We start from the raw sequence: 9,811 nt of genomic DNA, 5'->3' as shown, positions 1-9,811 counted from the left end.
AATAGAGGCGGAAGAAATAAAAGTTAGATTAAATAAAATTTGGTGCGTTAGTTCAGTTGGTTAGAATACATGCCTGTCACGCATGGGGTCACGGGTTCGAGTCCCGTACGCACCGCGTATAACACTTATAATAAGGAAGTTTTATAAAAAGCACCCGGAAAAGTACCCGTTATTCACTTTTCCGGGTGTTTTTTGTCTGTTTTTCTGCCGGAACTCTCGGCTTACCTTCTATTTTTAACAATTTTATAGCGGATATAAAAGCCCGCCGCAAGAACCGCCGCTAACCCTATCCCGCTAAGTACCAAAGAAACGGGTTCGTTTTCGGGTACTTTTCTTCTTCGGTCTGCGCGGTTTCCTTTGTTTCCGCTTCCGCCGTCGTCTTCTGCGTTTCGGTAACTTCCGTTTCCGTAGCGGTAGTAACGTTTGTTTCTGTCGTTTTTTGCTTATCGCCGTTTATAACGATGCGTCCGGTAGTCAGCGACTTTACGTTAGGCGGTTTCTTCAATCCTTCAATAGCCGGGAACAAATCCGTATTATGCCGCAGGGGGGTGTCTGATTGCCCTTCTGCCGTTTCGCTGGCTTTCCGGGCGGGCTCTCCGTTTGCCATCTCCAATGCCTTGCGCATGTCTTCATTAAACGCGCTGTCGGCTTTTTGAAACTGTTTTGCAAAGCGGTTCGGCTTTTGTCCTTCCGGGTAATACTCCACTTTTGTAAACTCTATAACTATGTTCTGCTTCTCGTTACTTCCGGTAGTAGCCGTAGTGTTGGTGGTTGTCCGGTCTTCCGTTCTCCGGCTTCCTTCCGTAGTTGCTGTTAGCTGGCTTTCCGCCGCCAGCTTTCCCTTACGGGTACTTCGGGTACTTGCGCACCCGAAAACCAACAGAAGCAAGAATAGGGAAAGCATGGCTAAAACAAATCTTCTCATACGTCTGTGAAATTTAGAATTTTGTCCTTCCCCTTCTTGTTAAGGGTAAGGCTTCCGTAGTTTATACAATTAAGCCGGGATAACCATCCTTTCTTGAAAACCATCTGCGAAGGGTCGCGCTTTATAATTCCTTCAATAAAGGAAATACGGGCGCGTTTTATGTCTGCAAACAGTTCGCGGGCGTTCCTTCCGTTTATCGCGGCTAAGGTCTTTTCGCCTACTATGCCGTCCACGCTTACCCCTAAAATTCGCTGTACCCCGGTAATGCCGTTCTTTCCCGAAGCCCAAACCCAATCCACTACCAAGTTGGCGACGGACTGGCTTTTTATCCGGTCTGCCTTCCATCTGTCCCAATAGTGCGGCTTCATCACGCGGCTAACCGCGTCTTCTTCGGTTATCAAACGCAAATCTTCCACATCTATATCGCCGTCACCGTCTTTGTCGTACCCTACGGCTTTCCAAGTGGCGATAGTTACCCCTTTGTTAGTTGCTCCGCCTTTGTCTGCCGGGTGGTTGGTAAATCCACCTTCAACTTAAAATAAAGGGGGATAATATTTCAATCCGTGCCATTTTCTGAATGTTTATTCGTTATCAACTCTACAATTTTTTCCGCGTCCTTCGCGCTTGCCGCCTGCACAATCTGCCGTATTATGTCCGGTACTTCCGCCGCGTTTACTTTGATTTTTTGCAGCTTCTCGCGTACGGAAACAAATTCTATCAATACCGCGCTAATAGTATAGACAACGGTAGCGAATGGAGCGACGTACCACGTGAACAATCCGGCTAAGAAGTCAAACATGAGGCGAATACCATAACCCGTATGTAGTCCCCGATTTTGTTGAACGTCCGGCGGTACTTCCTGCTTCGCAGTCCTTCCCCTGCCGCCTTCGCCGCCTTGCGTCCGTAGTACATATCTATGAAAGTAGCCATCGCCAAGAATACCCAGCAAATTAGCACAATGGCTACGCACACCGCTACGTAAACCGTCAAGCCGTGCCAGTTTTCTTGCTGTATCAATTCCAACATATTAGTAACCTTCCGTTAATAAATCGTTCTTTACCATAGTTTTGATAGCAATAACCCTGCTAAGGTGTGCTTTATAGTCCGCTACCGCTTTCGCTTTGCGGTCTTCGTCCGTTTCTATACTCAACTGTGCAGCGTAATAGTCGTTAATCAAAGAAAATTCTTCGGTTTCGTCTATTTCGCTACGGATAACCGCACGCGTAAGGTTTTCGTAGTCCGGCTTCTGCCAAACCTGCACCGTATCGTAGTTGTAAACGGTCTTTTCGCCCGTTTCCGGGTCTTCTACCTTTTCTTCCACTATGTTGTAGTTATAGTGGTAAGAACCATTACCCAACGGTAAAATAATCGCGGGTCTAACGTCTGAACTTGATTTCATAAGGTGTAATTTTGTTTAACTTGTTAATTAAATATTCGCTGTCGCTGTATTTAGCCCAACCCCACCACGCGGCTAACGTCTGCTTAAATTCATCCTCGCTTAACGGTTTCTTCCGTTTCCGTAATTTAGCTATCTTGCGGCAAAGGTTCTGTTTGATACGCTTCCTAAGCCGTGTTTCGTTCAAATAGAATACATAGCCCAAGAAATCAATACCACGCCCGAAGCTGTCGCGGTGGTCGCGTGCCACCGGAAAGACTTGTTTGTTCTGTTTGATTTCCAGCTTTACGTTAGCCGCCAAGTAGCTTTCAAACTCTGCCAGCAAAGCGTGAAGCGTCTTTTTGTCGCTATGTAATACTACAATGTCGTCGGCGTATCTGAAATAGTACCTTACCCGCTTTACTTCCTTTACCCAATGGTCGAAGTAGGTAAGTACAAGATTGGCTAAATATTGGCTAAGGTAGTTGCCAATCGGTAAGCCTTCCGCACTGTCTATTATTTCGTCCAAAAGATTGAGTAGCCGTGTGTCCTTAATCTTCCGGCGAACAATGGACTTTAGTACGGTGTGATCTATGGAAGGGTAAAATTTGCGTATGTCTATTTTTAGGCAATACGCGCAGCCTGCCTTATCTCTGTCTATAACGCGCCTTAACTTATTTGCCGCCGCTTGTATGCCACGCCCTTTTATGCAACTATAAGTGTCCGCCGTGAAAATAGACACCCATATAGGTTCTAAAATGTTCATTACGGCGTGATGTACAATCCGGTCGGGAAAGTATGGCAAACGGAAAATCTCGCGTTCTTTAGGCTCGTATATTGTGAAGGTACTATATTCCGAAGTCCTATAAGTTCCTGCCTTTAGTGCTTCGTGCAAAGATAAAAGGTTGGCTTCCTTGTTACGGTCGTGCAACTTCACGCCGTAAGAACGTAGTTTGCCCTTGCGGGCGCGTTCGTCCGCAAGGCGCAAATTATCCAAACTTATTATTTTATCGTAAAGGTTGCCTAACCTTTTCATAGTTGTTTCTTTGCTGATTAAATGGTGTTCTTCGGTTTCCCTACCAAACCCCGTTAATGATTAATATTTTCCGCCTTTCGGCGCGGTCTTTGTCCTTATTAGCTTTACAAAAAATCAGTATAGCTGAGAGCCGATATTCGCATTCGTATTCGTAGCCGTGTTATTCGTATTCGCGTACGAAAGCCCGGCATTCGCGCTGTTATTCGCATTACCGCCGAACAAGACACCCGAAGGACAAACAACCGTGAAAATCTTCTTACTCAAAATAATAGCGCGTTCCCGAAGCCCGCATAGTTACCTTTCGCGGAAAGGCGTTACGCTTCTTTATCTCCTGCAAAATGTATTTTATCTCGCTGGAATTTGTGAAGAACTTCTTCGCTTCGCTTTCGGGGTCGTCTTTCTTGAACTTAATTTTCACGAGGAAGCGGTTCGCACCGAATTTCGTTTTCACGTCTTCGATGAAATCAATTAACCAAAACTGCAAATTGATTAGTTTCTGTTGCGTGGTTTACGGGCAGTTAAAATGTTTGTTCGCTTCGTCCGGTTGAATGTTCAAGAACGAAAGGCTACCATCATCTGTGCTATTATTGTTTGAAGTCATTTTCTTGTATTTTTAATTGTTAAACATTCCGTTTCGTGACGTGTTACGCGGCAGGAATAAAGCAAAGCCGAGAGCCGACAGTCGCAGCCGTAGACGCAGCCGTGCCATTCGTAAACGCGCACGAAAGCCCGGCACCCGCGCCGTCATCCGCAGAACCGCCGAACAAGACACCCCTTTGTGCTACGCCGCTGGCTGGTATGTTGGTATAGAAGTAGTCGGCAAAGTAGGTAGTAGAACCTGCGCCCACTTCCGTAGGCATATTTTCCCCGTATTCGCCTATCATCATGCGCTTAACATAACCTTCCTTACGTGGAAGTTCGCCGCGTTTTACGTAATTGTCATAGTTAGTATCTTGGTAGTTTGCCGGGTTGTCGCAAGTATAGAAAGAACTTACGCCGCCGTCCGCATCCGATTCAATAGCGCATTTGCATCCGTCCGTCCAACTCCAAATATGCCCGAACGGGTTTTCTATTCCCCGGTATGAAGGTACTTTTACTTTAACTACTACGCCCGTATCATATTCGTCCGGCATGGTAAATTCAACTACGCCCGAAGCGTTGCCTAATGAATTTGTAGTACCGCAGGGGACAAACGGGTAGTAGCTGTTGAATGTGTTCCACTTCGTACTGTTAAGCGTCGTAACGCCCGCACTTAATCCGCCCTGCTTGTAGCCTTCACTTGTAGGCTGCGCGTTAAAATCAAGCTGGCAGTTAAGGTTAGCGTATTCAACCACATAAAGCCAATAGGTCGCGTTTTGTGCCGCGTATAAATCGCAGTTCCAGCCCGCGCCGTTCAATCCTACTGCACCTCTGTTTCGTGCGTATTTTCGGAAGTTGGTTAGCGATGTGGCGGTAGCCGGGCGACCTAATAGGGTTCTATAAGTTCCGTCCCATGCCGTATTATTGTTGCCGCCCCGGAAAGCAGCCGTAGTATTTACCACGCTGGCAAGTTTGGGAGTAGCCGATAAAGTTCGGTCTATCGTGGCTTCGTATGCGCTCCGGTACATTTTCGGTACTTCGATAAAGCCCGGTAGCTGGTATTGCGAAATAAGGCAGGTAAACGTAGTACCGTCAAACTCAAACTTACGGTAGTGCTTCGGTATTTCTACCATTACCATGCCGGAAGCTCCGGTAAGGTCTGCCGCTGCCCCGGTGTCCGTCTTCGTACTGTCGGTTGGATGAAGGTAGGTAACAACCTGCCCGGCATCGTTAAGCAAACAACGGCGCATAAGGGATTGAACCGGGAGCGAAACATGTAGTTCCAGTCTTCCTACGCGTTCTAACGCGGTATCTGCCACGTTTATATTAATCTTTACGCCGTAATAGTAATCATAAGGAAACGCGGGCTTTGTGTTGCCCGCTGCAATAATTAAACCCATAGTTATAATTTTTAATAGCCCCAAATCAGGGCGGTTGCTGAACTCGTTTCTTTTATCTCTCTGATAATTTCGGGGTTCCATCCCGTTTCAAAGCGCGTGCTTATAAATTCGCCTTCGGGCATTCCCCAAAGGTTTACTTCCAATACTACCGCCGCTTCGCCATCGTTTTTTAAGCAAAAAGGCGTATCCATTCGGAAGTTGCCACCGGAAAAATCCACGTTCCCGGCTACCGAAATTTGCGCGCTCACTAAATCGCCGTTTCTATTTTCCATACGCTTAATTTTAAGTCGTTACAAAAATACTTTCTTATCGTATTAGTTTAATACGTCGTGAAATACTCGTGAAGTGTTTGTTTAGCCGAAGCCGTGAAATTCGGCGTTACAACACTTCTATTTAATGCCTTGCGCCGTGATGCATGGCTTATTCTCTTATGTTCAATAAATAGGCGTAATATCCGCTGCTTCCGTCCCAAACTAAAAGAAACTCGCGTATGTCGCCCGCCGCCATGTTCCACTTTCCGGTTTCGTTTCCCGCGTTGTTGTTCATACGGTACGGGTAGTAGTTGCTATCCATAGCATTGCCGCCGGAACTGTTCTTTACGAATGTATTACGCCCGCAAACGTACCCGGTCTGCGTGCTCGTTCTATCACAAATAATAGTAATCCTTACGGCAAAGGCTGTATAATTACTAATGCCTAACACAGTACAAATGGAATCACGACGCGGTAGTCCTATGCCGCTGTTGCTATAAATGAAGCGCGGCATTAACTTGAATAACGTAGGCTTGGTAGCGTCGCCCGGTGTAAGGCAGGTATTTACGGAAGGCAAAAGTTTTGATATGCCGTAATCCGCTACGTAGCTGTCGCAAACTATCGCGCCTTTGCTCACTATACCCAAATTAACCATCGCACCGGACGCTTCAATAAGTAACCCGTAGTTAGTTCCGTAGCTGTTTGGTGTCTTGTTGGTAAAACGTCCAACGCCGACCAACCCGGTAGAAGCTGGTAATACGTTCGTTCCAATGGAAGCCCAGCGGTAAGAATCCGAGAACTTTATAAAACTGCTAAGCAATGCTAAACCACTTCCGCTTGTGTCGCCGGATGAAGCCGCTACGCCTATTCGTCCGCTTGCTATCGCAAAGCCGCCAATACTTCCGGCGTTTGCGTTGATTGTTCCCGTTATAGTTCCTTTCGTAGCTACAAAGCTACCGTCTTGCAGTACGCGGAAAGGTGCGGTAGCCCGGTTTCCCTTGCTTGCGCCAGCCCAAAACCTTACGCTTGTGTCGGCTGTGCCTTCCCCTGTTATTCCTGCTTTTATACTCGCGTCACTACCTGCAAGCTGAACCGTTCCGGCTGTTACTATGCCACCGTCTATCGTGGTTTGGGTGTTATCGTAATAAACGGCTTCCACCCAATCGTTAGCGACGTAAGAACCGGAAGTACGTTTAGTTATGCAACGTTTTAGTATTCCGTCTGTTTTTCCACCCGTCAGCCAAAGGTCGCCTATATCATACGGTGGTTTGGGCTGGGTTACAAATACCTGCCTTTTCCCGTCCGCTGTGTCCTGTGCCTTGCTTGCTGCCGTGTATGCGTCTATCGCCTTTTGGTCTTCTATCGTAGTCCATGAATATGCAGAACCGGAAACGGTATAGCGTTTCAACAACTTTGTTGATGAACTGTACCACATATCGCCTACGTGCGCCTTCTTTAGTGCCGTAGTCGTCCAATTAGCCGCCGGGTCGGAATATTGGAACCAGCTTTCTATCTTGCCGTCTATCTGTGTTGTAAGGTCGTTTACGGTTGGCGTGAAGTTGTTGTTTATAAAGTTGGTTAGCCCGGTGTCGTCCGTGTATTTGGAAGCCTTTACCCAATCTGCGGAATTATAAGAACCGGAAGTGCGGGCGGTCTTGCATCGCATGATGTCGCCCGTACTGCCTTGTATCCATAAATCGCCCACGTCGTAAGGCGTTGTAGGTTGTGCCACGAAAATACGCCGTTTTGTCCCGGCAAGTTTTAACGCGTCGTTAGCAAGCACCAACGCTTGCGCTACTTCGCTGTCTTGTAGTTCCTGCCAACTGTAAGTAGAACCGTTTTTCACGAAACGGAATACTTTACCCGTTGAAGTGTTATAGAAAAGTTCGCCTAAATGTTCATCTTTCAGCGCGGTTGTGTTCCAATCCTTCGCGGGCGCGTTTGTCAGTGTCGGGTCGTATGTTTCAAAGAACTGCTCTATTTGCCCGTCTAATTGCGCTTGTATTTCGTTCAGAATACCGGGCAGGGTATTATTTATGTAGTTCTTTGTTTCGTTCGCTATCTGGTCGAGGTCTGAAACGTTCTTTGTTGTTCCGTCGCTGCTTACAAAGTGAATAACGCCGCCTATTTCGTCGTTGTCGAGGTCGAAGTAGCATTTACCGCCACCGCTGCTCTCTATCCTTCCGGTACGGATGAAACGCCCGTTTATGGTACTGCTCCCGTAAGTCAATGAAACAAGCCTACCGGGGTTCTTCCCGTTCGTATCTGTAACAACCGAATTAAGAACCCCTACAAGGAAATTGTAATAGCCCGCTTCCGCTTCTACCGTCTTAGCCGTAGCGGATAGTACAATAGTTCCACTATCCCCGTTTTTAGGACATTTTGCGTAGATGTAATACGCCGTAGCGGATGTTAGGTTAGTAAATGTTGCCGAAGAAAGCCCCCACAACTTCAATGCGTCCGGGTCTATCGCGTAATGAACCAATGTACCGGAAGAAACGTAAAGGCTATTAGGGTTGCCGCCATAGTTCGGCTGGAACGTAATATTTTGCAGCGTGAACTGTGTGCTTTTAGCCCCGACGCTTAACATCTGCGTTTCAATGGAAAGCGGCTTTATCTTCTCGCTGTAATAGTCGCCTTCGGGGTCGAATACCATGTTTAGAAGTTCCTGCGTAGCCAGCCAACGGCGGCGCGCCTTGCGGGGTCTGCCAGCTTGTTTATGGTAATAACTTCGTTCAAGTCCTCTATTTCGTTTAGAACGCGTACGGTAGTGCTTTTCGTTACGGTGTCGCTTAACGTTATGTCGTAGCTATGCCGTTTTAGCAGATCGCGCTCTATGCGGGTAATCCTTACCGCCTTGTTTACACCTATCTGTTCGTCCTCAATCGGTATGAAATCGCCTACGTGCAGTATTTCGGTTTCCACTTCTTTGCCCCAAAGCGAAATAAAGAAGCCTTCGGTTAGTGCAAGTTTGTAACTTACTTGCGGCTGTGTCATGGTTTCAAAATCCTTTGTCCCGGCTTCCTTCAAATCATTTTCGGCTTCCGTTATGTATTCCTGCGGTAACTGAATATCTAAAATGCTGTATTTGTCGCCTACGCTTATCTGAAACGCGCCGGAAGTTTCGGAAGGGAATACCGTACCGTTTTCGTCTTGGAACTTGTTTATTACAAACTTGTGCGTTCCATGCTCGTAGCTGTGCAGGTCAAACTCGTAGCCTGCGAGTTGCCCGCTTTCAAACTTAATCTTCGCGTTCGTTCCTTCTATCAGATACTTCGTTGTTTTCCCGTCCGCTTCTTTCGCGTTAAGGTCAAACATCGTATTGTCGATGAAGGTAATCTTATCCGTACCCAATGCCGTAACCGTGCCTATACGTCCCGGTTTGATGTTGGTATAGTTCTTCTCGTTTTCCTTTATCCCGTAGGCGGCTATTGATTCCGCGTCTTCCAAATAGGAAGTAAGGCGCGTAGTTCCGGGAAGGCATAGCTTTGTATGCCCGTAGTTCTTGCCTAAATTCTCCGTTCCGCCGTAAATGAAAAGACGGTTTGTTATCCCGGCATTGTTCACGTTGGTACGGCTAAGCTGATACAGACCACGCCCGCGCCCGTACTTCAACGTGAAAGTATGCGTTATTCCCGCTTTGGCTTTTATATTGAGCGTGTTGGTCTTCCCGTCGCTGGTTATCTCAAATTCTACGCCGTAGTTGGTACAGTGTTCCTGCAATGCCGCCAAACAATTCTTTTCGGTGGCTGTAAAGTTTGTGTACTCCGTATCTTTGGGATAGTTCCCCAGCTTCCAAAGCCCCGGATATACGCGGCTTATGTTCCACATCAATACTTCCAAATGCCCGCCCAAATCCGAGTAGAACGTATCGCCGTAGCAATCTTCGGGCAAATGGTACTGAACATCTATAAGGTCGTATTGCGCCCCTTCTAAGGTCAGTTCGTAGGTATAGTTCCTTTCGCCGTTCTTGGTTATTTGCGGAAGCTGGTTAAGTTTGTACTTCTTGCCGTATATCAGCGTGGTATCGCCTATCATCAAATCCAAAGGCGTAGCGGTGGTTATGGTAATACTTACCACGTCCTCGGAAAGCAAGGCGATTTTTTGCGTCGCCTTGCTCACTGCGCTTATGTTCTTCCTGCTGAATAACGGTGTTTTGCTTCCGTCGGCATGGTTTATTATAATCTGTTCCATACTACAATACCGTTAGTTTCAAAGTCCGTTATGTCTTCAATTACCCCGGCT

General features: G+C 47.0%; 8 protein-coding genes, 1 tRNA gene and 2 pseudogenes. 1 reads left to right on the top strand and 10 read right to left on the bottom strand.

Annotation, left to right across the window (positions count from 1 at the left end):
* Window positions 1–41 precede the first annotated feature (41 nt).
* Window positions 42–115, top strand: a tRNA-Asp gene (locus JCM17102_RS20230).
* Between the two features lie 171 nt (window positions 116–286).
* Here the strand turns inward: JCM17102_RS20230 and JCM17102_RS20225 are convergent.
* The 10 genes and pseudogenes from JCM17102_RS20225 to JCM17102_RS28630 form a co-directional block, all read right to left on the bottom strand.
* Window positions 287–925, bottom strand: coding sequence for a hypothetical protein (locus JCM17102_RS20225; protein WP_033887186.1), 639 nt, complete (start codon window positions 923–925; stop codon window positions 287–289).
* Window positions 922–1,495 (bottom strand): annotated as a pseudogene (locus JCM17102_RS28640) (glycoside hydrolase family 108 protein). The gene JCM17102_RS20225 and the pseudogene JCM17102_RS28640 overlap by 4 nt, the downstream one beginning before the upstream one ends.
* Window positions 1,482–1,874 (bottom strand): hypothetical protein, encoded by a 393-nt coding sequence (locus tag JCM17102_RS30785; RefSeq protein ID WP_025076470.1) that lies wholly within the window; start codon window positions 1,872–1,874, stop codon window positions 1,482–1,484. Before JCM17102_RS30785 ends, JCM17102_RS28640 begins: the two are co-directional and overlap by 14 nt.
* Before the next feature lie 78 nt (window positions 1,875–1,952).
* Entirely contained in the window at window positions 1,953–2,324 is a 372-nt protein-coding gene (locus tag JCM17102_RS20210) for a hypothetical protein (protein WP_033887182.1), read from the bottom strand.
* Window positions 2,302–3,336: a reverse transcriptase/maturase family protein gene (locus tag JCM17102_RS20205; protein WP_025076468.1), complete on the bottom strand. Its 1,035-nt coding sequence runs from the start codon at window positions 3,334–3,336 to the stop codon at window positions 2,302–2,304. Before JCM17102_RS20205 ends, JCM17102_RS20210 begins: the two co-directional genes overlap by 23 nt.
* A 256-nt stretch (window positions 3,337–3,592) precedes the next feature.
* A pseudogene (locus tag JCM17102_RS28635) lies at window positions 3,593–3,829 on the bottom strand (DUF8468 domain-containing protein); the annotation flags it as partial.
* A 151-nt stretch (window positions 3,830–3,980) separates the two neighbouring features.
* Window positions 3,981–5,315 (bottom strand): hypothetical protein, encoded by a 1,335-nt coding sequence (locus JCM17102_RS20195; protein ID WP_025076467.1) that lies wholly within the window; start codon window positions 5,313–5,315, stop codon window positions 3,981–3,983.
* Between the two features lie 11 nt (window positions 5,316–5,326).
* Window positions 5,327–5,587, bottom strand: coding sequence for a hypothetical protein (locus tag JCM17102_RS20190; protein ID WP_016274327.1), 261 nt, complete (start codon window positions 5,585–5,587; stop codon window positions 5,327–5,329).
* A 148-nt stretch (window positions 5,588–5,735) separates the two neighbouring features.
* A complete protein-coding gene (locus JCM17102_RS29265; protein ID WP_139262194.1) occupies window positions 5,736–8,156 on the bottom strand; it encodes a hypothetical protein in 2,421 nt (806 codons plus the stop codon).
* 68 nt (window positions 8,157–8,224) lie between these two features.
* Entirely contained in the window at window positions 8,225–9,760 is a 1,536-nt protein-coding gene (locus JCM17102_RS28630) for a phage tail protein (RefSeq protein ID WP_051573035.1), read from the bottom strand.
* Between the last annotated feature and the right edge of the window lie 51 nt (window positions 9,761–9,811).

The sequence above is a fragment of the Bacteroides faecichinchillae JCM 17102 genome, assembly GCF_000614145.1.
Lineage (GTDB): Bacteria > Bacteroidota > Bacteroidia > Bacteroidales > Bacteroidaceae > Bacteroides > Bacteroides faecichinchillae.
This window is presented reverse-complemented; position numbering and strand designations above follow the sequence as displayed.